General features: G+C 73.5%; 22 protein-coding genes. 16 read left to right on the forward strand and 6 right to left on the reverse strand.

The genetic code is table 11. The features are described 5' to 3' along the window. Window positions 1-19: 19 nt before the first annotated feature. From ACFY0I_RS06310 to ACFY0I_RS06320, 3 genes are all read left to right on the forward strand, one after another. Window positions 20-760, forward strand: a complete 741-nt coding sequence (locus ACFY0I_RS06310) for a DUF5819 family protein (RefSeq protein WP_388890941.1) — start codon at window positions 20-22, stop codon at window positions 758-760. Next, complete coding sequence (locus tag ACFY0I_RS06315) at window positions 750-1,970, forward strand: HTTM domain-containing protein (RefSeq protein ID WP_388890944.1); 1,221 nt, start codon at window positions 750-752, stop codon at window positions 1,968-1,970. The genes ACFY0I_RS06310 and ACFY0I_RS06315 overlap by 11 nt, the downstream gene beginning before the upstream one ends. Window positions 1,971-2,233: 263 nt before the next feature. Further along, complete coding sequence (locus tag ACFY0I_RS06320) at window positions 2,234-2,446, forward strand: hypothetical protein (RefSeq protein ID WP_388890947.1); 213 nt, start codon at window positions 2,234-2,236, stop codon at window positions 2,444-2,446. 97 nt (window positions 2,447-2,543) lie between these two features. Here ACFY0I_RS06320 and ACFY0I_RS06325 read toward each other — a convergent pair whose 3' ends face one another. Together ACFY0I_RS06325 and ACFY0I_RS06330 are read right to left on the reverse strand one after the other, a co-directional pair. Next, complete coding sequence (locus ACFY0I_RS06325) at window positions 2,544-3,449, reverse strand: helix-turn-helix domain-containing protein (protein ID WP_388890949.1); 906 nt, start codon at window positions 3,447-3,449, stop codon at window positions 2,544-2,546. A 180-nt stretch (window positions 3,450-3,629) separates the two neighbouring features. Next, window positions 3,630-4,262: a maleylpyruvate isomerase family mycothiol-dependent enzyme gene (locus tag ACFY0I_RS06330; RefSeq protein WP_388890952.1), complete on the reverse strand. Its 633-nt coding sequence runs from the start codon at window positions 4,260-4,262 to the stop codon at window positions 3,630-3,632. A 71-nt stretch (window positions 4,263-4,333) separates the two neighbouring features. Here ACFY0I_RS06330 and ACFY0I_RS06335 point away from each other — a divergent pair, with 71 nt between their 5' ends. From ACFY0I_RS06335 to ACFY0I_RS06360, 6 genes are all read left to right on the forward strand, one after another. Then, complete coding sequence (locus tag ACFY0I_RS06335; protein WP_388890955.1) at window positions 4,334-5,326, forward strand: LysR family transcriptional regulator; 993 nt, start codon at window positions 4,334-4,336, stop codon at window positions 5,324-5,326. Window positions 5,327-5,419: 93 nt separating this feature from the next. Further along, on the forward strand, window positions 5,420-6,763 hold the full coding sequence (locus ACFY0I_RS06340; RefSeq protein WP_388890957.1) for a serine hydrolase domain-containing protein: 1,344 nt from the start codon (window positions 5,420-5,422) through the stop codon (window positions 6,761-6,763). 134 nt (window positions 6,764-6,897) lie between these two features. After that, window positions 6,898-8,232 carry a hypothetical protein gene (locus ACFY0I_RS06345; protein ID WP_388890960.1) on the forward strand — a complete coding sequence of 445 codons (1,335 nt, stop codon included), beginning with the start codon at window positions 6,898-6,900 and terminating at the stop codon, window positions 8,230-8,232. After that, window positions 8,219-9,442: a DUF2254 family protein gene (locus tag ACFY0I_RS06350; protein ID WP_388890963.1), complete on the forward strand. Its 1,224-nt coding sequence runs from the start codon at window positions 8,219-8,221 to the stop codon at window positions 9,440-9,442. The genes ACFY0I_RS06345 and ACFY0I_RS06350 overlap by 14 nt, the downstream gene beginning before the upstream one ends. Window positions 9,443-9,490: 48 nt before the next feature. Then, a complete protein-coding gene (locus ACFY0I_RS06355) occupies window positions 9,491-10,096 on the forward strand; it encodes a potassium channel family protein (RefSeq protein WP_388890966.1) in 606 nt (201 codons plus the stop codon). A gap of 96 nt (window positions 10,097-10,192) precedes the next feature. Beyond that, window positions 10,193-11,545, forward strand: coding sequence for a chloride channel protein (locus ACFY0I_RS06360; protein WP_388890969.1), 1,353 nt, complete (start codon window positions 10,193-10,195; stop codon window positions 11,543-11,545). Between the two features lie 121 nt (window positions 11,546-11,666). Here ACFY0I_RS06360 and ACFY0I_RS06365 read toward each other — a convergent pair whose 3' ends face one another. Beyond that, window positions 11,667-12,107 carry a hypothetical protein gene (locus ACFY0I_RS06365; RefSeq protein WP_388890972.1) on the reverse strand — a complete coding sequence of 147 codons (441 nt, stop codon included), beginning with the start codon at window positions 12,105-12,107 and terminating at the stop codon, window positions 11,667-11,669. Between the two features lie 513 nt (window positions 12,108-12,620). Between ACFY0I_RS06365 and ACFY0I_RS06370 the strand changes: the two genes are divergently transcribed. From ACFY0I_RS06370 to ACFY0I_RS06390, 5 genes are all read left to right on the forward strand, one after another. Then, entirely contained in the window at window positions 12,621-12,824 is a 204-nt protein-coding gene (locus ACFY0I_RS06370) for a cold-shock protein (RefSeq protein WP_030206327.1), read from the forward strand. Between the two features lie 245 nt (window positions 12,825-13,069). After that, window positions 13,070-14,593: a DEAD/DEAH box helicase gene (locus tag ACFY0I_RS06375; protein ID WP_388890975.1), complete on the forward strand. Its 1,524-nt coding sequence runs from the start codon at window positions 13,070-13,072 to the stop codon at window positions 14,591-14,593. Window positions 14,594-14,795: 202 nt separating this feature from the next. Then, window positions 14,796-15,113, forward strand: a complete 318-nt coding sequence (locus ACFY0I_RS06380) for an SCO5918 family protein (RefSeq protein ID WP_388890978.1) — start codon at window positions 14,796-14,798, stop codon at window positions 15,111-15,113. Between the two features lie 145 nt (window positions 15,114-15,258). Next, window positions 15,259-15,597: a MerR family transcriptional regulator gene (locus ACFY0I_RS06385; RefSeq protein ID WP_388890980.1), complete on the forward strand. Its 339-nt coding sequence runs from the start codon at window positions 15,259-15,261 to the stop codon at window positions 15,595-15,597. A gap of 351 nt (window positions 15,598-15,948) precedes the next feature. Further along, window positions 15,949-16,857 (forward strand): sigma-70 family RNA polymerase sigma factor, encoded by a 909-nt coding sequence (locus ACFY0I_RS06390; protein ID WP_388891792.1) that lies wholly within the window; start codon window positions 15,949-15,951, stop codon window positions 16,855-16,857. Between the two features lie 100 nt (window positions 16,858-16,957). Here ACFY0I_RS06390 and ACFY0I_RS06395 read toward each other — a convergent pair whose 3' ends face one another. Then, window positions 16,958-18,037 carry an aldo/keto reductase gene (locus ACFY0I_RS06395; RefSeq protein ID WP_388890983.1) on the reverse strand — a complete coding sequence of 360 codons (1,080 nt, stop codon included), beginning with the start codon at window positions 18,035-18,037 and terminating at the stop codon, window positions 16,958-16,960. 95 nt (window positions 18,038-18,132) lie between these two features. On the opposite strand from ACFY0I_RS06395, the gene ACFY0I_RS06400 reads away from it, so the two are divergent. Continuing rightward, window positions 18,133-18,747, forward strand: a complete 615-nt coding sequence (locus tag ACFY0I_RS06400; protein ID WP_388890985.1) for a TetR/AcrR family transcriptional regulator — start codon at window positions 18,133-18,135, stop codon at window positions 18,745-18,747. A gap of 107 nt (window positions 18,748-18,854) precedes the next feature. Here ACFY0I_RS06400 and ACFY0I_RS06405 read toward each other — a convergent pair whose 3' ends face one another. After that, entirely contained in the window at window positions 18,855-19,247 is a 393-nt protein-coding gene (locus tag ACFY0I_RS06405) for a molybdopterin-binding protein (RefSeq protein WP_388890988.1), read from the reverse strand. A gap of 98 nt (window positions 19,248-19,345) precedes the next feature. Next, window positions 19,346-19,954, reverse strand: a complete 609-nt coding sequence (locus ACFY0I_RS06410) for a DsbA family protein (protein WP_388890991.1) — start codon at window positions 19,952-19,954, stop codon at window positions 19,346-19,348. A gap of 112 nt (window positions 19,955-20,066) precedes the next feature. Between ACFY0I_RS06410 and ACFY0I_RS06415 the strand changes: the two genes are divergently transcribed. Further along, the gene (locus ACFY0I_RS06415) at window positions 20,067-22,808 is read left to right on the forward strand and encodes an AAA family ATPase (RefSeq protein ID WP_388890993.1); all 2,742 of its coding nucleotides are present in this window, start codon (window positions 20,067-20,069) and stop codon (window positions 22,806-22,808) included. Window positions 22,809-22,961 lie beyond the last annotated feature (153 nt).

Genomic DNA, 22,961 nt, shown 5'->3' on the forward strand with positions numbered 1-22,961 from the left:
ACCTCAGGCGAACAGCAACATGAGAAAGACCGGGTGGGCGGTGTTGAGCGGAATCGAATCCGCGGGCGTGAAGGAAATCCATCAGTCCGATTCCGGTCCGGACCCCCAGGAGCGCCATGACGCCGCGGTCGGGCCGCCCGAATCAGCCGTGGGTTTTCGTGCGCTGAAAGCGGGGCTGCGCACCGCCGCTGCCCTCTGTCTGGTGACCGCTCTGGTCCACGTCGTCCTGGTCTTCCTTCATGTGGCCCCCTCCAACCCCGTATCGAAGCGGTACAGCTCGCAGGTCAACGGATGGGTGTTCCCGCTCTTCGAGCAGAACTGGCGGCTCTTCGCCCCGGACCCCGATTCCTCCAACCGGAAGATCCTGGCGCGAACCGCACACACCGCCCCCGGGGGATCGATGCGGGTGACCCCCTGGTTCGACCTGGCCGCCGTGGACCACTCGGCGGTCGACCACAACGTATTTCCGAGCCACACGTCCCAGAACCTCCTACGCCGCGCCTGGACCTCTTACGTCGAGACACACGGAGGGAGCGACACGGCACGCTCCGAACGGGCGGTGATGGTGCGGACGTACCTGCGCAACATCGCCGCGGACCGCTTCGCCGCCCACAACGACGGCGGCACTTTCGACTTCGTCCAGCTCCGCGTCGTCACCCTGCCCGTCGCCGGACCCGGCGCACCGGCCGGGAGCCGACCGCCGGCGCCCACCGAGGACCGGCTCCTGCCCTGGTGGAAGGTGACCTCCCATGGGAAATGAGCAGACCGCCCGGCCCGCTCCCGCGGCGGCCACGCCGCACCGACCTGCGGCCCATGAGCCTTCGCTCGCCGCAACGGCCCACCGGTGGCTCCTCGACCGGATCGGCGACCTGTGGGCGCTCCTCACCGACCGGCCGATCTCCCTGTACGCCGCGTCGACCCTGCGCATCGGCTACGGGCTGCTCTACCTGGTCTTCCTGCTGCGCGAGTTCCCGCACCGCGACGAGATCTGGGGCCCCGGCTCCCCCTGGACACCGGCGCTGGCACAACAGCTCTTCGACCAGACGGGCTGGAACAGCTTCCTGATCCTGTCCGACAGCCGCGCCTACTTCGAACTCTGCTACGTGACGGCGCTCCTCACGTCCGCGCTGTTCATGCTGGGTTGGCGGACCCGCGCCACGTCCTTCCTGTTCGCCGTCGTGGTGGCCTCGTTCCATGCCAGGTCGATCTTCATGACGGACGGGGGCGACAACCTGATCCTGCTGATGGCCCTCTACCTCGTCCTCACCGCGTGCGGTCGGCGCTGGTCCCTGGACGCACGCCGAGAGCGGCTCAGGAGGGCTCGCGCGGACGACGCGCCGGAGCCGGTGCGGCGCCCGTACGTACGGCAACTCCTCGACGCCCGAGTCACCTTGACCACGGTGGTGCACAACTGCGGCATCCTCGTCATCGCGGCACAGGTCTGCTTCCTCTACGGATCAGCCGGCCTCTACAAGATCCAGGGTCCCACCTGGGGCGGCGGCACCGCTCTCCACTACGCGCTGAACCTCGAACTCTTCCAGCCCTGGCCCGCACTCTCCCACCTCGTGGACGATTACCCGATGGTGATCGCGATCGCCGGCTACGTGACGGTTCTCCTGCAGGTCGCCTTCCCGTTCGTACTCTTCGGGAAGCTCAAGTACCCCGTTCTGACGGTGCTGTTGGGCATGCACCTCGGTATCGCGGTGCTCCTGGGACTGCCCCTCTTCTCCGGCGCGATGATCATCGCGGACGCCGTCTTCCTTCCCGACCGCTTCTACGCCTTCCTGCCCCACCTGTGGCGACGCGCCGCACGGCGCACGGGGATGTGGCGGCCCGCACCCGGCCGAGCGGCGGAATGCGGATCCGTACCACCGCAGGGCAGGCCGGGCGTCCCCGACGCCGAGCAGCGGGTCGCCCCTGCGCGGAGCGACACCGCGCCGACCACGAGGCTCGCGCCCGACCGGAGTTGAGCGGCCGGACCGCGGCACCGGTCACGGGCCGCACGGCACGGGCGGGAGCGGCCACGCCCCACTGACGGGGCGGCCGTTCGGCGCCGGGAACGCACCCGTCCCCGGCACCGAACGGCCGGCCCGGGCCCTTCCCACACACCGCGTCGGGCACGGGCATCACCCGCGTGCCTCGCCTCGCAGTCGAAATGATGCAGACCGCGACCGTGCGTGTCAGCGTCATCCGGGAGGAACCCGCACCCCACGCACCAAAAGGAGTCGACGTCATGGGCGGTACGCAGGACAAGCCCAAGGAGCCGGGCAAGGGCAGCGAGGCACAGGAGCACCATCGCTCCGGAGATCCCGCTCACCCCCAGCCGGGCAGGTCGTCCCGCGAGCAGGGACAGAAGCAGGGGCAGAAGCAGGGGCAGAAGGAGACCTCGCGCCGCCGCGAGGACGACCTGCTGCGCGAAGAGGACCTGCACGACGAGAACCTCTGACCGGAACGCCGTCGCACGCCCAGGGCCCGGCCACCGGTCCGCGGTCACCCCGGCCGGGCCCTGCCACCCTGTCACCCACCGCGCAGGACGACGGTGCTCACGGGTTCGGCGGGGACGGCGCGCGGGTGTCCGGCGACGGTTCGGGGCCGTCGGCGTACGCCTTGATGACTTCCTCGATGAAGATCCGGGTGCCGTCCGGGCTCAGCGCCTGGGCCTGTAGGTGCGCGTACACGTCGCCGTAGCGTCGTACGTCGGATCGTTTTTCCAGATAGAGGTCGCTGGTGAACCTCTCCAGATACACCACGCTCCCATCGGTGGTCTCGGCGAACTCGAGCAGCGTGAACTGTCCGGAGACACCCGGGTGCGCACCCACGTCGTGGGGAAGGACCTGCACGGTGATGTGGGGTTGGGCGCCGAGGTGGGTCAGATGTTCCAGCTGTTCGCGCATGACCTCGCGGCTGCCCACGACGCGGCACAGCGCCGATGCGTCCAGCACGACCCATACGCGCAGCGGGCTGCCCGGACCGCGCAGCCGGTCCTGGCGCCGCATGCGTACGGCGAGGCGTGTGGCGGCCTGTTCGCCAGTGGCATGAGGGATCGTTCCTGCGATGACCGCCCGCGCGTAGGCGGAGGTCTGCAGCAGACCGGGGACCACGTGGGGCTCGTAGCAGCGGACCGCGGCCGCCTCGGTCTCCAGGCCGATGTAGGCGCCGTACGGGATGTCGTCGTAGGCGTTCCACCAGCCCTGCCGACCCGATTCCCCGGCCATCCTCATCAGATCGTCGACACGCCGCTGATCCCGGACTCCGTACAGCCCGCAGAGATCTCGCACGTCGCGCGGCTTGATGTTGCGGCGGCCGTTCTCCAACAGACTGATCTTGGGTTGGGAAATCAGCAGGCTGGTCGACACCTCCCGCGTCGTCATACCGCTGATCTCCCGGAGCCGACGCAGCTCCGACCCCAGTCGGCGCCTGCTGACGGTGGGATTGACAGTGACACCCACGGGGTGCGTACCTCCACTCCAAGAACCTTGTGCTGGCGAGAAGACTGCCACGGCCGGGGCATGGGGATACGCCTTGGCCCCGCATCATGCACGGCGATTCGCGTCGGATCCGAACTCGTGGGGCAGCGCGCTCTGTTGACCATATTTTCCGGTTGTGGTGAAGGAGGGGTTCCGTGGGGTTCAGGGACGGGAGAAGCGGGTGCTCACCGCGGAGGTCGGGAGGTGGTGCGGGGGGAGTTTGCGGCCGTGGGCGATGAGGAGGAGGTCCTGGGCGGTGGAGTGGAGGGGGGCGCCGGCGCCGAAGGACCAGTCGAGGTCGGTGGCGCGCAGTTCGATCCCGGTGAGGTCCGTACGGAAGAACCTGAGCGTCCGGGCGTCGACGCCGGCGAGCAGGACGCGCAGGCGGTCCTCGGGCACCCGCCGGTCGAGGCCGAGCGCGACCGTGACGTCCAGGCCGTGCACGACGTCGTGGGCCAGCGCCATCGGGAGGCCGCCGACCGGCGGGGTCCAAGGGTGGTGCGCGTTGTCCTTCAGGAACGCGGCCAGTTGCCGGGGCGGGTACGCGGTCGCGTCCCGGCGGGCACAGGCGTCGGTCATCCGGTGGAGGCGTCCGCCCGCCCTGAGGAGTTCCCTCGCCGTCTTCGCGAGGGAGTACCGGAATCCCATCGTCATGTGGGCCGCGACCTCACGCACCCGCCAGCCCGCGCACAGGCTGGGGGCGTCCCAGCTCTCGACCGGGAGACCTGCCAACAGGTCTGCCAGCTCCCTGCGTTCGGCCGCGATGACCGTCCTGAGTTCCGTGGTGTCCACCATGCGTCCAGGGTGATCGCGAGGGACCTCGGAAGTCCAAGAGCCTGTTGTGCTCCCTTCTAGAATCGCTGGTTATGGAGCTCCGGCAGTTGCAGTACTTCGTCGCGGTGGTGGAGGAAGCGGGCTTCACGCGTGCCGCCGCACGACTGCACCTGGCCCAACCGGGCATCAGCGCTCAGATCCGGCAACTGGAACGGGAGCTCGGACAGACGCTGTTGGACCGCTCGGGCCGGTCGGTGACGCCTACGGAGGTGGGGCGGGCCCTGCTGCCGTACGCGCGGGCCGCGCTCGCCGCCGTCGAGGGCGCCCGCGAGGTGGCGGACGAGTTCGGGGGGCTGCTCCGCGGACGGGTCACCATCGGGGTGCTTTCCGGGGCCGCCGTCCACGAGTTCGACCTGGCCGCCGCGCTGGCCGCCTTTCACGCCCGGCACCCGCACATCGAGGTCGCGGTCACGGAGGACTCCTCGGAGCGGATGCTCGACGCGCTGCGGGACGGGGTGCTCGACCTCGCGCTGGTCGGGCTCGCGGACGAGGAACCGCCGGCGGGGGTCGCCCTCCAGGTTCTGATCGACGAGCCGCTGGTCGCCGCCGTCGCCCCCGACGACCCCCTGATCGCGCTCGCGGGCGACACCGGCGGAGGGGGCCTGCCGCTGGAGGCGCTGCGCGACCGGCCGGTGATCAGCCTGCCGCGCGGCACCGGCAGTCGCGGGGTGCTGGAACGCGCCTGCGCACGGGCGGGGTTCCGGCCGCGCGTGGTGTTCGAGGCAGCCGATCCGCGGTTCCTGGCCCAGCTCGCCGCCCGAGGGCTCGGGGTGGCCGCCGTACCGAGGATCGCGGAGGACCGGGCCTCGGCCCTCGGGCTGCGGATCCTGGCCTTCGCCGAACCGCAGCCGCGCGCCCGGGTCGCCCTCGCCTGGCGGACCGCCGGACCGGCCGGACCGGCCGCGACGGCGCTGCTGGGCCGGCTGCGTACCGACCTCGCCGCCGGCGGCTCCCGGGCCCGGCGGCGCTCCCGCCCGGTCGTGTCGGCCGACCCGGCCGACCCGGTCGAGCTCGTTGTGGAATAGTTGATTACCTCCCCATTCGGGTGATTCGGGCCCCCGCGCCCCCGGCCGGGGCGCCGGATCGCCGTGCACGAGGGCGAAGGCTGTGATGCCGGCATGAGGAACTCCCGGGCCGAGGACGAAGCCCCGTACCGCCGACCCGACCGGCCCCACCGGCTCCGGCGGCTCCGACGTCGTACGGCCGTGGTCACGCCGTGCGCCGCCCTGCTGATCGTGGGCTGCGCCCTGCCGGCCGGGGCAACGGGGGCGGCGGACCCGGCCGGTCCGACCGTCGCCACCGCGAGCCCCTCCCTCCCGGCGGACCTGAGGCCCATCGACCCGGCCGCGCTGCGGTCGGCCGTGGAGGCGGCGGCGAAGAAGCTGGGGGTCCCGGGCACGGTCGTGCTGCTCCGTACCCCGCAGGGCACCTTCCGTACGGCCGTCGGCACGACCGAGCTGGGCACCTCCGACCGCCCCACGGCGGCGGACCACTTCCGGATCGCCTCCAACACCAAGACCATGACCGCCGCGCTGATCATGCTGCTGGCGCAGGACGGCAGGTTGAAGCTGACCGATCCGGTGTCCGCGTACGTCGCCGGCGTGCCGAACGGCGAGCACATCACCCTCGCCGACCTGCTGAGGATGCGCAGCGGGCTCTACAACCACACCGACGCGCCCGAGCTCTCGGCGCGGATGGACTCCGAGCCCGGCAAGGCCGTCACACCGCGCGAGATGCTCGACCTCGCGTTCCGGCGCGCCCCGAACTTCGCCCCCGACGCGTCCTACGAGTACAGCAACACCAACTACGTCCTGCTGGGCCTGGTCGCCGAGAAGGCGGGCGGCCGACCGCTGGCCCGTCAGCTCCAAGACCGGCTGTACGCCCCGCTCGGGATGGCGGGGACCTCGCTGCCCGCCGCCGGCGACACCACCTTGCCGAGCCCGTACGCCCACGGCTACATGTACGGCGGATCGGCGTACGCGCTGGTCGACCAGCCCTACCCCGCCGAGCTGGCGGCGGCGGCGCGCTCCGGGAAGCTGAAGCCGGTGGACTACACCCACCAGAACTCGTCCTACGCCTTCGCGGCCGGCGGCGTCGTCTCCACCGCCGACGACCTGAGCACCTGGATCCGTTCCCTGGTCACGGGCAAGGTCCTCGACGCCGCCACCCAGAAGCAGTGGCTCGACAGCCCGCGGGCCGAGAACCCGGCCGCGCCCGACGGGCAGAAGTACGGGTACGGCATCTCCTACCAGCGCTTCGCCCCGAAGGCCGCGATGTACTACCACGGCGGCGAGCTGCCCGGCTTCAACTCCTTCATCGGCCACGACCCGGACAACGACGTCACGCTCGTCGTGTGGACGAACCTGACCCTGTCGCCCGACGGCAGGACGACCACCAACGCCCTGCTGCCCACCGTCCTCAACCAGGTCTACGGCCTCTCGCTGCCCACCGTCACCGACTAGCCGGCTAGGGCTGCGGCACCGGACACGTGGGGCGCGCGTGCACCCGATGGGCCCAACCGGACATGCGCGGGGCGGGGCGGCACGTGCCCAATGGCAGGAGGCGGCATTCCGCCCCAGCCGTTCCCGGGAGTGCCATGACCCTGCCGTCCGACCAGCCCGGCCCGCCCGCGCAGCCCGCGCCGCCGAACCCGCCCGCGGCACGCGAGCCCTCGCGTGCGGGGCGGATCGCGCGGAGCGCCTTCTCGGCGGTCCTGATCACCCTCGCCTGCCTCCTCGTCCCGTTGTCCCTGATCACCGTCTGGGTGCACGACATCGTGCTGGACACCGGCCGCTACGTGTCCACCGTCGCCCCCCTCGCCTCGAACCCGGCGATCGAGGCGGCCGCCGTGCACCGCATCGGCGAGGCGGCGGACGTACGGATCGACGGGGCCCGCATCACCGCCGACCTCGCGAAGTGGCTGGAGGAACAGGGGCTGCCCCCGAGGGTCGGTACGGCCGTCAAGGCGCTCGGACCCTCCCTGGACTCCGCCGCCGACGAGGCGGTCTCGAAGGTCGCCACCCGGTTCGTCGACAGCGACCGGTTCGAGACCGTGTGGACCCGCGCCAACCGCCTCGCCCACGGGGCCGTGGTCCGCGCGCTCACCGGCCACGGCCGGGGCGCGGTGGAGGTCGACGGCGGCACCGTCACCCTCGACCTCGGCACCGCCGTGGAGACGGTCAAGAAGGAACTCGTCGACGCCGGGCTCTCCCCGGCCGAGAAGATCCCGGACGTCGACAAGCAGATGGTCCTCTTCCAGTCCGACGAACTGAAGAAGATCAGGGGCGCCGTCCACCTCCTCGACGTCGTCGGCAACTGGCTGCCCGTGCTGACCGTGGCCCTCGCCGCGGCCGGCGTGCTGCTCGCCCGGCGCCGCCGCCGGGCCCTGGTGACCACCGCCCTCTGCGCGGCCGCCGGCTGCCTGCTGGTCGGCATCGCGCTGGTCGTCGCACGCCGCTACTACCTCGACCACCTGCCCGCGCAGGTCCAGTCCCCGGCGGCAGCGGCGGCGGTCTTCGACACGCTCGTCCGGTTCCTGCGGGTCGCCCTGCGGACCGCCCTGGTGCTCGGGGTCGTCGTGGCGCTGGGCGCGTACCTGACCGGGCCCGGCCGGCTGCCGCGCGGCGTGCGCGGTCGGGCCGAGCGCACCGCCGACTCCACCGCCCGGTGGGGCGCCGCCCACGGGGTGAGCGGCGGGCGCGCGGGCGCCTGGGTGGAGGCCAACCGGCGGTGGGTGACCACGGTGGTGGTGACCGTCCTCGCGGTCGTGTTCGCGCTGTGGAACCACCCGACGGTGCTCACCGTGCTGCTGCTGGTGCTGATCCTGCTCGCCGTCCTCGCCGTACTCGCCCTGCTGGCCGCCGCCGGCCGGGCCGCCGGCGCGACCGCGCCCCGGCACGGGGACGGGGGTGCGGCCCGTGCGGGCCCCTGACCGGCGACGCCGGCGGGGCGCGCTGTTCCAACGCCCGGCGCGCGCGGTCCGCCGGGACCTGTCGCAGCTGATCTGCGCGGTCCTCGGGCTGCTGCTGGGGCTGGTGACGCCGATGGTGCCGGCCGGGCCCCGGATCGACGCCGGACGCGCCGCGAACCTGCTGTTCACCATCGGGTTCGGCGTGATCAGCCTGGTCAGCATCATCTACTCGATGCTGTTCCTGGTCGTGCAGTTCTCGGCCGGCGCCTTCTCCCCGCGCCTGGCCCTGTTCCGGGACGAGCCGATCGTCTGGCGCGCCTTCGCCTTCACCGTCGGCGTGTTCGTCTTCTGCGTCACCTCGGGGCTGTCCATCGGCGCCGACGACGACGTCTCGGCCCTCGTCCCCTCCCTCGCCATGCTGGCCTCGCTGATCGCGATCGGCCTCATGCGGGCGTTGCAGACGAAGGCGTTCGACTCGATCCAACTCGGCCACTCGCTGACCGCCATCTGCCGCCGCGCCCACCGCCTCTTCGACGACCTCTACGACCGTCCGTACGACCCGGACCGGGCGACTCCTCCCCCGCCGGGAGACGGAGCTCCCGTCCGGTGGTCCGGGCCGGCGGCCGTGGTCCAGCGGATCGACGTGCGCGCGCTGGTCGCCCTCGCGGAGCGACACGACTGCACCATCGCGTTCCGCGTCACCCCCGGCATGCCCGTGTGGCGGGGCACGGTGCTCGCCGAGGTCTCGGGCGGCGCCGGGCCGCCCGCGCCGACGCTGCTCGACGCCGTGGCCACCGGGTCCGAGCGCACCCTGGACCAGGACCCCGACCTGCCCTTCCGGCTCCTGGCGGACATCGCGCTACGGGCGCTGTCCCCGGCCGTCAACGACCCGGCGACGGCGGTCGAGAGCATGGACCGTACGGAGGACCTGTTGACCCGGCTGGCCGACCGGGACCTCGGCATCGGCCACTTCCCCGACGGCGCGGGCCGGCCACGCGTGACGCTCCCGGTCCCCGACTGGGAGCAGTACGTCGCCACCGCGATCGACGAGCTCTCCTACGCCGCCGCGGGCTCCCCGATGGCCCTGCGCAGGCTCCGCGACCTGCTGGCCCGGCTGGAGGCCCGCTGCCCCCCGGAGCGGCGCGCGGTCGTACGGGAGCGGCTGCGCCGGGTCGACCGCACGGGCGCCGGGGCCCACCCGTTGGTGTGGGCCGCCCCGACGCCCCCGTAGCGGGTCGCCCGGGTCGCGCGGAACGCGTCGGCACCTTCTCCTGAAGCCATGGAACCCGAGGCGCCCGAGGCATCCGCGGCACCGGACCGGGAGAACGCCGGCCCCCGGCAGCTGCGCCGCATGCTCGTGGCGCCCCTGGCCCGCTCGGTGGCCTCGGCCGGTCTGCTCACCTGGCTGTTCTACGTGGCGCCGCTGGACCACGAGGCCGGGGTCACGACCGTGCTGCTGCTCGTCCTGGGCCTCGGCCTGTTCGGGGCGCTCGTCGTCTGGCAGGTCTTCGCCATCACCCACGCGCAGCACCCGCGGCTACGGGCCGTGGAGGCGCTGGCGACCGCCGTCCCGCTGTTCCTGCTGCTGTTCTCCGTGACGTACTTCCTGCTCTCGGAGAACGAACCGGGGTCGTTCTCCGAGCCGCTGAACCGGACCGACGCCCTCTACTTCACGGTCACCGTGTTCGCGACCGTGGGCTTCGGGGACATCGCGCCGGCCACCCAGACCGGCCGGGTGCTGACCACCGTGCAGATGATCGCCGACCTGATCGTGGTCGGCCTGATCGCCAAGGTGCTGTTCAGCGCGGTCAGGATCGGGGTCGCCCGCCGCGCGGCGGGCGCCACGCGCACGGACGCGGACGCGGACGCGGACGACGGGCCCTGACGGCAGGACCCGGCGGTGGGCGCCCCGACGGGCGGTCCGGGCGGCGGGCGCCGCCACCCGGGTGGACCATCGAGGAAGCGCGAAAGGAAGTGATCCATGGCGGAGCCGCGAACCCCTTCCGAGTCCGCTCCGGACGGCGGACAGCCGCTGGAGGCCGACGTCCTGCGGCACATCCTCCGCACCCCCGGCTACCTGAAGACGCTCGTCCTGTGCGCCCTCATCGGCATCCCGGTGTCCCTGGCCGCGTTCTGGTTCCTGGTGGCCCTGCACGAGCTGGAAAACGTCCTGTGGGCCGACCTCCCCTCGGCCCTGGGCCTGACGCGCCCGCCCTGGTGGTGGCCGTTCCCGCTGCTCCTCGTCGCCGGAACCGGCGTCGGCCTGGTCGCCAAGCACCTGCCCGGCGCGGGCGGCGACGTGCCGGGGGACGGGCTGCACACGGGGGTCGCCTCGTCGGCCGCGCTGCCCGGGATCCTGCTCGCGGCGGCGGCCTGCCTGCCGTTCGGCGCGGTCCTGGGCCCCGAAGCACCGCTGATCGCCCTGGGCGGCGGCCTCGCCCTGCTCTTCCGGGACCTGTCGCGGGCACCGGCGACCCCGCGCGGCATCGCGCTGCTGGGCGCGGCCGGATCCGCCGCCGCCATCTCCGCGATCTTCGGCAACCCGCTCATCGCCGCGGTCCTGCTGATCGAGGTGGCGGGCGTGGGCGGGCCCCAGCTGTTCGCCGTGATGCTGCCCGCCCTGCTGTCCAGCGGCATCGGGTCCCTGGTCTTCACGGGGCTCGGACGCTGGACGGGGCTCGGGACCGGGGACCTGTCCCTCGAGCTGTACGCGCCGCTCCCCCGGCTGGACGCGCCGGACGTGTTCTGGGCGGTGGCCATCGGGGCCGCCTTCGCCGTCGCCCTGCACCCCGTGTCGGTCGGGGCCCGGGCCGTCGCCCGCTACGTCACGGGGCGACCCTTCGTACGGACCGTGCTGTGCGCCCTCGGCGCCGCGGCCTGCGCCGCGCTCTACGCCCTGCTCACCGGCCGGTCCCCCGCCGAGGCCGCGCTGTCCGGGCAGGCCGCCCTCGCCTCGCTGGCGGCTGATCCGTACGCCTGGGGCGTCGGCGCGCTGCTGGCCCTGCTGCTGTTCAAGGGCGTCGCCTACGCGCTGTGCCTCGGCAGCCTGCGCGGCGGCCCCGTCTTTCCCGGACTGTTCCTCGGCGCCGCGGCGGGCGTGCTCCTGGCGCCCCTGCCCGGCCTGGGCATCGCCCCCGCGATGGCCGCCGGGATGGCGGCCGCCACGGCCGCCATGCTGCGGCTGCCGGTGAGCAGCGTGGTCCTCGTCGTCCTGCTGCTCGGCAGCGCCGCGATGATGCCCGTCGTGATCCTGGCGGTCGTGGTCGCCTTCGTCGTCACGGAGCTGCTGCCCTGGGGCGGGAAGGCGCCCGCGCCCGCGCCGGCGGGCGGATGAGGGCGTACGGGCGGGCGGCGGACGACGGCGCACGGATGTCGGCGGGCGGCGCACGGATGACGTGAAGGCCCCGCCCGGTCCTCCGGGCGGGGCCTTCACGCGTGGCGGGAGCGCGGCCTCGTCAGCACTTGAGGCCGGAGGAGGCGGACGTCGTGGCCTCGTCGAGGGTCTGGATCTTCGGCTGGAGCTGGGTGAGCGCGTCCTTGCCGGTGGTGTCGCCCGGGAGGCCCTCGTAGGCCTTCTTGAGGTCCTCGGCGGCGGCCTGCACCGCGGAGCGCTCGGCCTCCTTGAGCGCGGAGGTGTTCTCCTTCACGCCCTCCCAGTCCTTCTGGACGGCGTCGACGGCGTCCTTGACCTGGTCCTTGGTCGCGTTCGCGGGGCTCAGGGCCTTCAGCTTGGCGTTGTCGGCCTTCAGCGCGGCCAGATCGGTACAGAGGGCGGCTGCGGCCTGGGTGGCCTTGCTCGCCTCGTCGGAGGGCGAGTTGTCGCTGTCGTCCGAGCACGCGCTCAGACCGAACACCACGCTGACGCAGAGCACGCCGATCACCGGGAAACGCTTCATGGAGGGGGCCTTCCTCGACCAGACAACAGACAGGGCGGATGCCACGAGACTTATCAGTACATATGCCTGCATCCGTATCGATCGACACGTGACGCACCCGGACACCCTCCGTTCGGAGTCGCCTCCCACCCGCCTCCCACCCACCCGCCGGCGCGACCCGTTCGCCCGCCCGCACACACCCGACGCCGGAGGCGCGCCGCACGCCGCTCGAACCCTCCCTCCGGGGGTCTTCGATATCTGTCACCGCGAAGTGAGAATTAGCGACAAGGCCCGGTAAACATTTCTCACGCATGCGACGGGCCGAAATTATTCACCCCACGGAACCGCCCCCACCGTGCTACTGTCGATACCAGTTGCAGTTGTGGTTCCCAAAACTCCAAGTGCCTCCACCGGATTATTTCGGGTGGAAGCACTTCTGTATTTCCGGTGCGTTTTCCGGACGGGGCGATCATCGCGGCGACACGGAGTCGGCACAGTGCGGACTCCGGGCTTTGCCCCCGAAGGAGATTTAACATGGCATCTGGCACCGTGAAGTGGTTCAACGCCGAAAAGGGTTTCGGTTTCATCGAGCAGGATGGTGGCGGCCCTGACGTGTTCGCCCACTACTCGAACATCGCCTCCCAGGGCTTCCGCGAGCTCCAGGAAGGCCAGAAGGTCAACTTCGACATCGCGCAGGGCCAGAAGGGCCCGACGGCCGAGAACATCGTCTCTGCCTGACGCACGCGTTGGACGAGCCGGGTCCCGCACCTTGGGGTGCGGGCCCCGGCTCGTCCGTTTTTTCACACGGGGGCAGGGCCCACGGCTCCGGAATTGAATTCCGTAAGAGCCTCCGCGGCCCGCCCGGCCGCATCGTTCGGCCCACCCCGTTCCGAATTTTCATCCGGCCCGTTCTCGCTATTCTCCGCGCGGTGCGTTTCGCTGCGGGAATTCCTTGATACGCGCCGCATCAAGGAAGGTTCCCCATGAACCGCACACGTACGAATGAACGATCCTCCCGCGGCCGCTCCGGCGGCGGCTCCTGGTCCTCCTCCACCCGTTCGGGTGCCCCCGCACGCTCCGGCGGCGGTGGCGGCGGCGGTCAGGGGCGGTCGGGTGGCTACGGCCGTCCGAGCGGTGGCTACGGCCGTCGGCCCTCCGCCCCGCAGGGGGAGTTCGCGCTGCCCGAGACGATCACCCCGGCGCTGCCCGCCGTCGAGGCGTTCGCCGACCTCGGCATGCCGGGACCGATCCTCGCGGCCCTCGTGGCCGGGGGCGTGACCGTCCCGTTCCCGATCCAGGCCGCCACCCTGCCGAACACCCTCGCCGGCCGTGACGCGCTCGGCCGCGGACGTACCGGCTCCGGCAAGACCCTCGCCTTCGGCCTCGCGCTGCTCTCCCGTACCGCCGGGCGACGCGCCGAGCCCCGACAGCCGCTCGCGCTGGTCCTCGTACCGACCCGCGAGCTCGCGCAGCAGGTCACCGACGCGCTCACCCCGTACGCCCGCGCCGTGCGGCTGCGGCTGGCGACCGTCGTCGGCGGCATGTCCATCGGCCGGCAGGCCTCCGCGCTGCGCGGCGGCGCCGAGGTCGTCGTCGCGACGCCCGGACGGCTCAAGGACCTGATCGACCGCGGCGACTGCCGGCTCGACCAGGTCGACATCACGGTGCTCGACGAGGCCGACCAGATGGCCGACATGGGCTTCATGCCGCAGGTCACGGCCCTGCTGGACCAGGTCAGCCCGGGCGGGCAGCGGATGCTGTTCTCCGCCACCCTCGACCGCAACGTCGACCTGCTGGTGCGCCGCTACCTGCACGACCCGGTCGTGCACTCCGTCGACCCGTCCGCGGGCGCCGTCACCACGATGGAGCACCACGTGCTGCACGTACACGGCACCGACAAGCAGGCCACGACCACCGAGATCGCCGCCCGCGAGGGCCGCGTGATCATGTTCCTGGACACCAAGCACGCGGTGGACCGACTGACCCAGGACCTGCTCAACAGCGGGGTACGGGCCGCCGCGCTGCACGGCGGGAAGTCGCAGCCGCAGCGCACGCGCACCCTCGCCCAGTTCAAGACCGGTCACGTCACCGTGCTGGTCGCCACGAACGTCGCCGCGCGCGGCATCCACGTCGACAACCTCGACCTGGTCGTCAACGTGGACCCGCCGACCGACCACAAGGACTACCTGCACCGCGGTGGCCGCACCGCGCGCGCCGGCGAGTCCGGCAGCGTCGTCACCCTGGTCACGCCCCAGCAGCGACGCGCCATGACCCGCCTCATGTCGGACGCCGGGATCAGCCCCACGGTCACCCAGGTCCGCTCCGGCGAGGCCGAACTGCAGCGCATCACCGGCGCCCGAACGCCGTCGGGCGTGCCGGTCGTCATCACCGCGCCCCCGGCCGAGCGCTCGTCGCGCAGCGCCACCTCCCGCGGCGGCCGCGGCCGCCCCTCGCAGGCCCGTCGCCGTCCGGCCCGTACGCAGTCGTCGCTCGACGCCGCGGCGTAAGGCCACGACGCCCGACCGCGGTCCGACCGCGGTCCGGCTCGTGGCGTAGGGCCGGCGTACGAAGCCCGCGGTATGAGGCTTCGGGCTCCGGGCCCTACGGTTGAGGCCTGAGGGCCGAGGCTCCAGGTCGGGGCCCGGCCCCGGGCCGGGGTCCGACCACCGGGCCTTCCCCTTCTTCCCCTGCGATTCCCTGTGAGGTCCCATGCGCTGCGTCATCGCCCGCTTCCCGTTCGACCTGACCAAGAGCGGCGTGCTGGAAAAGATGAAGGGCGTCAAGCCCGAGCCGGTGACCGGTGACTCCGTGATCATCGGGCGCCGTACGTACCCCGTGAAGCAGGTCGGCGAGGTCGTCACCCGGCAGGACCGCCGCGACTTCAGCGCCGCCGAGGTCGTCCGGGCCATGACCGCCCTCGGCTTCACCTGCCGCACCCTTCCCGTCGAGCCGGCGCCCGCGCCCGCACCCGCCCTCACCCCCCTCCAGCGGGCCGAGGCGGCACTCGGAACGCCGGTGTCCGCCTGACCCACGGAACCCGCCCGCAGGTGGGGACGCCGGCGTTGCCCCGAGGGTGGGGCGACGACGGAACCTGCGGATGGTGTTGAATTTCCTTCGGGGCCCCGGTGCCGTACGGCGCCGGGGCCCCGTCACGTTCCCCGAGGAGGTGCGGATGACGGCGGACAACCCGCTCGGCGACCGACTGGAAGACGACGACTACCCCGCCTACACGATGGGGAGGGCGGCCGAGATGCTCGGCACCACGCCCGGGTTCCTGCGTGCCATCGGTGAGGCCCGGCTGATCACGCCACTGCGCTCCGAGGGAGGCCACCGCCGCTACTCGCGCTACCAGCTGCGGATCGCCGCCCGGGCCCGGGAACTCGTCGACCAGGGCACTCCGGTCGAAGCGGCCTGCCGCATCGTCATCCTGGAGGACCAGCTGGAAGAGGCCCAGCGCATCAACGCCGAATACCGGCGTGCCGCGGGACGGCCGGACGGCGACACCGGCTGACTCCCTGCGGCGGGTCCGCGCCGCGACGTCCCCCGGAGGCCTCCGGCACCCCCTGACGTCCCGTGCGCGCCCGCCCTGACGTCCCGTGCGCGCCCGGCTCCGGGCGGCCGTTCGGGGAATCCGCGCCACTTGTCGCGCCGATCGCCGGTTACCGTCGCCCGGACGGACCGGCCGGCCGACGGGCCGACCGGGCGACGGATCACCACGGGGGTGTGACCGATGAGCCGGGACGAGCGGAACGCCGAGCACGGCGGGGACGGCCGGGACGGCCGGGACAACCGGGACGGCCGGGACAGCCGGATCGCCCTGCACGGCCGGGCCGACGAGCAGGACCGGAACGGCGGGAGCGGGATGGACGGGGAGAGCATCCGGGCCGATCTTCTGGCACGGCGTTTCGAGGAGCACCGCCCCCACCTGCGGGCGGTGGGCTACCGCATGCTCGGATCGCTCGGCGACGCCGAGGACGCCGTCCAGGAGACGTGGCTCCGGCTGAGCCGGTCCGACACGAGCGGTGTGGCGAACCTCGGCGGCTGGCTGACCACGGTGACCGGGCGGATCTGCCTGGACCTGCTGCGCTCCCGCGCCACCCGGCGCGAGGAGCCGCTGGAGGTGGGCGACCGGCCGGTACGGCTGCCCGACCCGGTCGTCAGCGGCCCCCACCTGGTCGACCCCGAACAGGAAGTGCTGCTCGCCGACTCGGTCGGCATCGCGCTGATGGTCGTGCTGGACGCCCTGTCGCCGGCCGAGCGGCTCGCGTTCGTCCTGCACGACATGTTCGCGGTGACCTTCGAGGAGATCGCGCCGATCCTCGGCCGGACCCCGGCGACGACCCGGCAACTCGCCGCCCGCGCCCGGCGTCGCGTCCAGGGCGCGGCGCCCGCCCCCGACAGTGACCCGGCCCGGCGCCGGCAGGTCGTGGACGCCTTCCTCGCCGCCTCGCGCGGCGGCGACTTCGACGCCCTGGTCGCCCTGCTCGACCCGGAGATCGTGGCCCGCTCGGACGGCGGTTCCTTGCTGCCCGGCCTGCTGCGGCGCGGCGCGGCCGACGTGGCGTCGCAGGCGATCGCCTTCGCCCGGTTCGCCGAATCCGCCTACCCTGCGCTGGTCAACGGCACGCCCGGGGTGGTGTCGATGGCGGACGGCAAGCCGCTGTCGGTCATGGCCTTCACCGTCCGGGGCGGCCGGATCACCGCGCTGGACATCCTCACCGACCCCGAGCGACTCGCGCGGATCGACCTGAGCCCGGTCCTCGCGGGCTGAGCCGGCGACGTACGTACGCTCCCCGGTCCGGTCCGGTCCGGTCCGGTCCGGCCCGGTGTCGGGCGGAAGGGCGGTCCGGCCGGGCACCCCCGTGAGCGCGTCACACCACCGCGGGGGTGTGGGGCGGGGAGATCTCCGTCGGGGGCTTGAGCAGCGGGGGGTTGAGGCGGGCGAAGCCCTCCTGGCGCTCGTACGGGAAGTACGGGTACGGCGCCGGGCGGTGGCTCGCGGCGTCGAGGCGGGCCGTCTGCTCGGGCGACAGGGACCAGCCGACCGCGCCGATGTTCTGCCGCAGCTGCTCCTCGTTGCGCGCGCCGATGATCACGGACGAGACCGTGGGGCGTTGCAGCAGCCAGTTGATGGCCACCTGCGGGATGGTCCGGCCGGTCTCCCGGGCCACGTCGTCGAGGGCGTCGACCACGTCGTAGAGGTGCTCGTCGTCGACCGGCGGGCCGTAGTCGGCGGTGTCGTGCAGGCGGCTCCCGGCCGGCAGCGGGCGGCCCCGGCGCACCTTGCCGGTGAGCCGGCCCCAGCCCAACGGGCTCCACACGAGGGCGCCGACGCCCTGGTCCCGACCCAGCGGCATGAGCTCCCACTCGTAGTCGCGGCCGACGAGCGAGTAGTACACCTGGTGCGCCACGTAGCGCGGGAAGTCGTGCCGGTCGGCGGCGGACAGGGACTTCATCAGCTGCCAGCCGGCGAAGTTGGAGACGCCCACGTACCGGATCTTGCCTGCGCGGACGAGCTGGTCGAGGGCGGAGAGCACCTCCTCCACGGGGGTGGCGGCGTCGAAGGCGTGCAGCTGGAAGAGGTCGAGGTGGTCGGTGCCCAGCCTGCGCAGGGCGTCTTCGGTCGCCTTGATCAGGCGGGAGCGGGAGGTTCCGGCGTCCATGGGCCCGTCGCCCGTCGGCAGGCCGGCCTTGGTCGACAGGATCACCTGGTCGCGACGGCCCCGGACCGCCCGGCCCAGGACCTCCTCGGAGGCGCCCTCCGAGTACACGTCGGCCGTGTCGAAGAGGTTGATGCCCGCCTCCAGGCAGATGTCCACCAGCCGCCGCGCCTCCTTGGCGTCGGTGGTGCCCCAGGCCCCGAAGAGGGGGCCCCGGCCGCCGAACGTGCCGGCTCCGAAGCTGGGGGCGGGGACCTTGAGACCGGACGCGCCGAGCTGCCTGTATTCCATGACGTTCCCTCCAGAAAGCAGTAACGGAACCGCAGACCCTTTAAGGTGATCCCAACGTAACACCACGCCACCGCTAATGGAACCGGAGACCCGTTATGGCTTCGAGCGACGCCGCCGCCGAACCCGGAACCGTCCGCCCCGGGGGCCGCACGGCACGGGTCCGTACGGCCGTCCTGCGGGCGGCCGGGGACACCCTGGCCGAACAGGGCTTCCACGCACTGGACCTGGCCGAGATCGCCCGCCGCGCGGACGTCGGGAAGACCACCGTCTACCGACGCTGGGGAACCGTGGCCGCCCTGGTCGCCGACCTGCTGACGGACATGGCCGAACAGTCGCTGCCGCGCACCGAGACGGGCTCCCTGCTCGACGACCTCACGGCCAACGCCGACCTGGTCCGGCGGACGCTGACCGACCCGCGCCAGGGGGCCCTGTTCAAGGCGGTGATCGCGGCGGCCACGAGCGACCCGAGGACGGCGGAGGCCCTGCACCGCTTCTACGAGGTCCGCGTCGCGGAGTGGGCGCCCTGCGTGAGGGAGGCCGTGGAGCGGGGTGAACTGCCCGCCGGCACCGACCCCGCCGAGGTGATCCGGGCCGTCTCCGCCCCCCTGTACTACCGGTTCCTGACCACCGACGCCCCCCTGGACGGGGCCGCGGCCGGCCGCGCCGCCCGCGCCGCCCTGGCCGCGGCCCGCGCGGGGGCGTACGCCTGAACGGGGGCGCACGCGTGAACGGGGGCGCACGCGTGAACGGGGTTCGGGAGCCGCACGGGGGCGGGCCGATCCCGGTGAGGGGGCCGATCCTGGTGAGCGGGGCGGCGTCAGGTGCGGTCGACGAAGACGCTCGTCGACTTCACGCGGGCGGTGGCGCGCATGCCGACCGCGAGGCCCAGCTCTTCCACCGCTTCCCGGGTGAGCAGCGATACGACCCGGTGCGGGCCGGCCTGGATCTCCACCTGGGCGCCGACCGTGCCCAGCTTGATGCCGGTCACGATCCCCGGGAACGCGTTGCGGGCCGAGGTGTGCGCGGCGTCCTCGTCCTCGGCGCCCTCCTGCGCGACCTCGACGCAGAACACCGCCAGGTCCGGCCCGTCCACGATGCGCCGGTTGCCCTCACGGCGCGTGGGGAAGCGGCCTGCGTCGGCCCAACGGCGGGCGGTGTCACTGCTCACGCCGAGCAGCCGGGCTGCCTGGCCGATCGTGTAGGACTCCATGGGCCGCAGCCTAGTGCCGTGCCCCGCCACGGGCCGGAGCGGCCTCGGCGGCGGGCATCCGGAGCACGGGCCCCCGGTGGCGGGCCCCGTTCCCGGTCTCAGGCGGACGTCGCCCGTTCCGGGAGGCCCAGCGCGTGGTCCAGCAGCGCGGTCGACGGCATGCCCGTGGAGGTGGCGCCGTCCGGGAACCGCAGGAAGGGGATGCCGGGCAGGGCCTCGCGCCGGACCCGTTCCAGAGCGGAGCGCAGTGCGTCGGCGCCGTCGCCGCGGCGGACGACCGAGAACTCGGCGGCGACGCTCCGCAGGACCTCCGGGTCGGCGATGTTCAGGCCGTCGGTGTGGTGGGCCCGGAAGAGCCGCTCGACCACGTCCTCGGCGCGGCCCCGCGCCCCCGCGTCCGCGATCAGCCGGTGCGCCTCGAACGTGTTGGACCACAGGGCCCGTTCGTGGTCGAACTCCAGGCCTTCGGCGGCGGCGAGCGCCGTGACGCGGGCGACGGCGGCGTCCGCTCCCGACCCGAACGCCCGGCGGAGCACCGCCGATTTGGGTTCGGCATCGCTGCTCGTTCCGGGCGCCAACTGGTAGGGGTGGAAGACGAAATCGACCGTGGCTCCGGTGGCCCGGACCCGGGCGGCCGCCCGGCGCAGCCGGTTGAAGGCGAAGTACGACCAGACGCAAGGGATGTCGAGAGTGATTTCGATCTTCACCTGGGGCCTCCGAGTACGGTTCCCGTACAGGGAACGGCTGACGGCGCAAACGTAGGACCGCGAAGGCGTCGTGGTCATCTGTCGGATGACCGGGATCGAAGGGGGAACTTCCGTGCTGGTGGGGAGGGGCGAGGAACTCGCCGTCGTCGACGGGTTGCTGGCGGGAGCGGCGGCCGGGCGCAGCGGGGTCCTGGTCGTCCGGGGCGAGGCGGGCATCGGCAAGACCGCCCTGCTGGACGCCGCCGTGGCCGCGGCGGGGGACGGTCCACGCGTTCTGCGCGGCACCGGGACCGAGTTCGAGAGCGCGCTGCCCTACTCCGGGCTGCATCTGCTGCTGCGGCCGGCGCTCGGCCGGATCGACGCCCTCCCCGGGGCCCAGGCGGGGGCCCTGCGGACCGCGCTCGGAATGGGCGAGGCCGCGCCCAGCGGCGGGGACCGGTTCCTCGTCGGGCTCGCGGTGCTGACCCTGCTGGCGGAACTCGCCGAGGAGCGGCCCCTGTTCTGCGTACTGGACGATGCCCAGTGGCTGGACCTGGCCTCCGCCGAGGCGCTGGTGTTCGCCGCCCGGCGGCTGCACGCGGAGCGGATCGCGGTCCTCTTCGGCGTACGGGACCCGCACACCCCGGCGTTCCGGCCCGACGGCTTCGACGAGCTGCGGCTGCGCCGCCTCGACCCGGCGGCCGCGGGCGACCTGCTGACCCTGTACGCGGCCGACCTGCACCACCACGAACGGCAGCGCATCCAGCGGGAGGCGGAGGGCAACCCGCTGGCCCTCCTGGAACTCACCGCCGCGCGCCGGGAGGGGCACGGGCTGTCGTACGACGGCCCGCACGGCCGGATCGAGCAGGGCTTCGCCGCCCGGATCGGGGCGCTCCCCGAGGCGTCCGGAACCTTGCTGCTGGTCGCCGCCGCGGCCGACGAGGGGGACGCCGGGACGGTGTTCGAGGCCGCGGGGCTGCTGGGCGCGGGGGTCACCGACCTGGCCCCCGCCGAGGCGCAGGGCCTGGTCCGGCTGGACGGGGGCCGGCTCGTCTTCCGGCACCCGCTGATCCGTTCGGCGGCCTACCGGTCCGGCCCGGCGGCCCGGCGGCTCGCCGCGCACCGGGCCCTGGCGGACGCGGGCGGCGGGCACCGCGCCGCGTGGCACCGGGCCCAGGCGCAGGCCGCACCCGACGAAGGCGTCGCCGCGGAGCTGGAGCGCAGCGGCGAGCAGGTCCGCGCGCGGGGTGGTCACGCGGCGCTGGCCACGGTGTACGAGCGGGCGGCCGCCCTCAGTCCGGAGCCGGTCGAGCGGGCGCGCAGGCTGGGCTCGGCCGCCCGGGCCGCCCTCGATGCCGGGCAGTTGGACCGGGCGGGGGAGCTCGCGGAGGCGGCCCGCCGCGAACAGGGCGGCGACGCGACGGCGCGCGCCCGGGTGGCGGAGATCGCCGCCGAGGTCGCCAACGAGCAGGGGAACCTGTCGCGGGCGCACGTCCTGCTGCTGGACGCGGCCCTGCCGATCGCGGCGGCCGAGCCGCAGGACGCCGCGCGGATGCTCTTCCTGGCCGTGGGCAGCGCCTGGGTGGCCGGCGACCCGGTGGCGGCGGCCGGTGCGGCGACCGCCGCGGCCGAACTGGACCTGCCGGGCGGTCCCGCGATCCAGGCCCTGGCCCGGGTGTCCTCGTCCGACGCCGGCGTTCGCACGGCAGCGCTACGGGCCCTGCGGGAGGCCTCGTCCGGCCCGTTGGGGGATCTGCGCGAAGGCCTGAGGGCGGCGTGCTGGAACGGCCTGTTGGGCGATCACCGGGTCGCGTACGAGCGGGCCGGGGCCGTCGAGCGGGAGTGCCGGGCGCAAGGGGCGGTCGGGCTGATGCCGCGGGCCCTGCTGGAGGTGGCGCAGGCCCAACTGCGGCTCGGGCTGCACCGGGACGCGCTGGCCGGGGGGACTGAGGGGCTGCGGATCGCCTCGGACACCGGCCAGACCCGGACCCGGGCCCAGCTCGCGGCGGCGCTGGCCCAACTGGCCGCCGCACGCGGGGACGAGGCCTGGTTCCAGGAGCTCGGGGCGCTCTCGGACGCCGTGGACCTTCCCGACGTACGGCACTTGAGGACCTCGGCTGCGATCCTGCTGGACCTGGGGCTGGGCCGCTTCGAAGCGGCGGCGGACCGGGCCGCCGCCGCTCCCGCCGGGTCGGCGTGCACCTGTTGCGGCCGGGACGCCGACGAGGTGGAGGCGGCCGTCCGGGCGGGCCGTCCCGACCAGGGACGGGAGGCCTTCGACCGGCTGGCGGAGCTGGCTCGGCACCTGGACGGACCCGCCGTCCACGCGGTGCTGGCCCGGTGCGAAGGGCTGCTGGCGGGCGGCTCGGGTACCGGGGGTTCGGGCGTCGGGGGCGGTTCGGGCGTCGGGGGCCGTTCGGCGGCCCCGAGTCGGGAACCGGAGGAGCACTTCCGGCGGGCCCTGGACCTGCATGCCGCCCGGGACACCGACCGGTTCGAGGAGGCGCGTACGGGGCTGCTCTACGGGGAGTGGCTGCGCCGGAGCCGGCGGCCGGTGGACTCCCGGGGGCCCTTGCGGGCCGCACAGGAGGCCTTCGACCGGCTGGGGGCGCGCCCGTGGGCGGACCGGGCCGCCGCGGAGCTGCGGGCCTCGGGGGAGAGCCGGTCCGGGCCGGAGGCGGAGTCCCTCGCGGACCGCCTGACGCCGCAGGAGTTGCAGGTGGCCCGGCTGGCGGCAGCGGGTCTGACGAACCGTGACATCGGCTCGCAGCTCTTCCTCAGCCCCAGAACGGTCGGCTACCACCTCTACAACGCCTATCCGAAGTTGGGCGTGAGCTCCCGTGTGGAGCTGGCCCGGCTGGACCTCGCCACGTAACACCGCGCCGCGTAGCACGACGTAGCGCGACGCATCCGGCTCCGGCGCCGGCGATGCGGCCCCGCCGTACCGTCGGCCCGTGTTTCACGTGAAACCGATCGCGCCCGAACGCCGTTTCCCGGGGCGGTGTTTCACGTGGAACACGGGCCGGCA

Source organism: Streptomyces sp. NPDC001568, assembly GCF_042893755.1.
In the GTDB taxonomy this organism is placed as follows: Bacteria; Actinomycetota; Actinomycetes; order Streptomycetales; family Streptomycetaceae; genus Streptomyces.

Excerpts from the sequence above, each read along its gene's own strand:
- ACFY0I_RS06310 (WP_388890941.1), top strand. The coding sequence starts at position 20 with ATGAGAAAGACCGGGTGGGCGGTGTTGAGCGGAATCGAATCCGCGGGC.
- ACFY0I_RS06315 (WP_388890944.1), top strand. The coding sequence starts at position 750 with ATGGGAAATGAGCAGACCGCCCGGCCCGCTCCCGCGGCGGCCACGCCG.
- ACFY0I_RS06320 (WP_388890947.1), top strand. The coding sequence starts at position 2,234 with ATGGGCGGTACGCAGGACAAGCCCAAGGAGCCGGGCAAGGGCAGCGAG.
- ACFY0I_RS06330 (WP_388890952.1), bottom strand. The coding sequence starts at position 4,262 with ATGGTGGACACCACGGAACTCAGGACGGTCATCGCGGCCGAACGCAGG.
- ACFY0I_RS06335 (WP_388890955.1), top strand. The coding sequence starts at position 4,334 with ATGGAGCTCCGGCAGTTGCAGTACTTCGTCGCGGTGGTGGAGGAAGCG.
- ACFY0I_RS06340 (WP_388890957.1), top strand. The coding sequence starts at position 5,420 with ATGAGGAACTCCCGGGCCGAGGACGAAGCCCCGTACCGCCGACCCGAC.
- ACFY0I_RS06345 (WP_388890960.1), top strand. The coding sequence starts at position 6,898 with ATGACCCTGCCGTCCGACCAGCCCGGCCCGCCCGCGCAGCCCGCGCCG.
- ACFY0I_RS06355 (WP_388890966.1), top strand. The coding sequence starts at position 9,491 with ATGGAACCCGAGGCGCCCGAGGCATCCGCGGCACCGGACCGGGAGAAC.
- ACFY0I_RS06360 (WP_388890969.1), top strand. The coding sequence starts at position 10,193 with ATGGCGGAGCCGCGAACCCCTTCCGAGTCCGCTCCGGACGGCGGACAG.
- ACFY0I_RS06365 (WP_388890972.1), bottom strand. The coding sequence starts at position 12,107 with ATGAAGCGTTTCCCGGTGATCGGCGTGCTCTGCGTCAGCGTGGTGTTC.
- ACFY0I_RS06370 (WP_030206327.1), top strand. The coding sequence starts at position 12,621 with ATGGCATCTGGCACCGTGAAGTGGTTCAACGCCGAAAAGGGTTTCGGT.
- ACFY0I_RS06375 (WP_388890975.1), top strand. The coding sequence starts at position 13,070 with ATGAACCGCACACGTACGAATGAACGATCCTCCCGCGGCCGCTCCGGC.
- ACFY0I_RS06380 (WP_388890978.1), top strand. The coding sequence starts at position 14,796 with ATGCGCTGCGTCATCGCCCGCTTCCCGTTCGACCTGACCAAGAGCGGC.
- ACFY0I_RS06385 (WP_388890980.1), top strand. The coding sequence starts at position 15,259 with ATGACGGCGGACAACCCGCTCGGCGACCGACTGGAAGACGACGACTAC.
- ACFY0I_RS06390 (WP_388891792.1), top strand. The coding sequence starts at position 15,949 with ATGGACGGGGAGAGCATCCGGGCCGATCTTCTGGCACGGCGTTTCGAG.
- ACFY0I_RS06395 (WP_388890983.1), bottom strand. The coding sequence starts at position 18,037 with ATGGAATACAGGCAGCTCGGCGCGTCCGGTCTCAAGGTCCCCGCCCCC.
- ACFY0I_RS06400 (WP_388890985.1), top strand. The coding sequence starts at position 18,133 with ATGGCTTCGAGCGACGCCGCCGCCGAACCCGGAACCGTCCGCCCCGGG.
- ACFY0I_RS06405 (WP_388890988.1), bottom strand. The coding sequence starts at position 19,247 with ATGGAGTCCTACACGATCGGCCAGGCAGCCCGGCTGCTCGGCGTGAGC.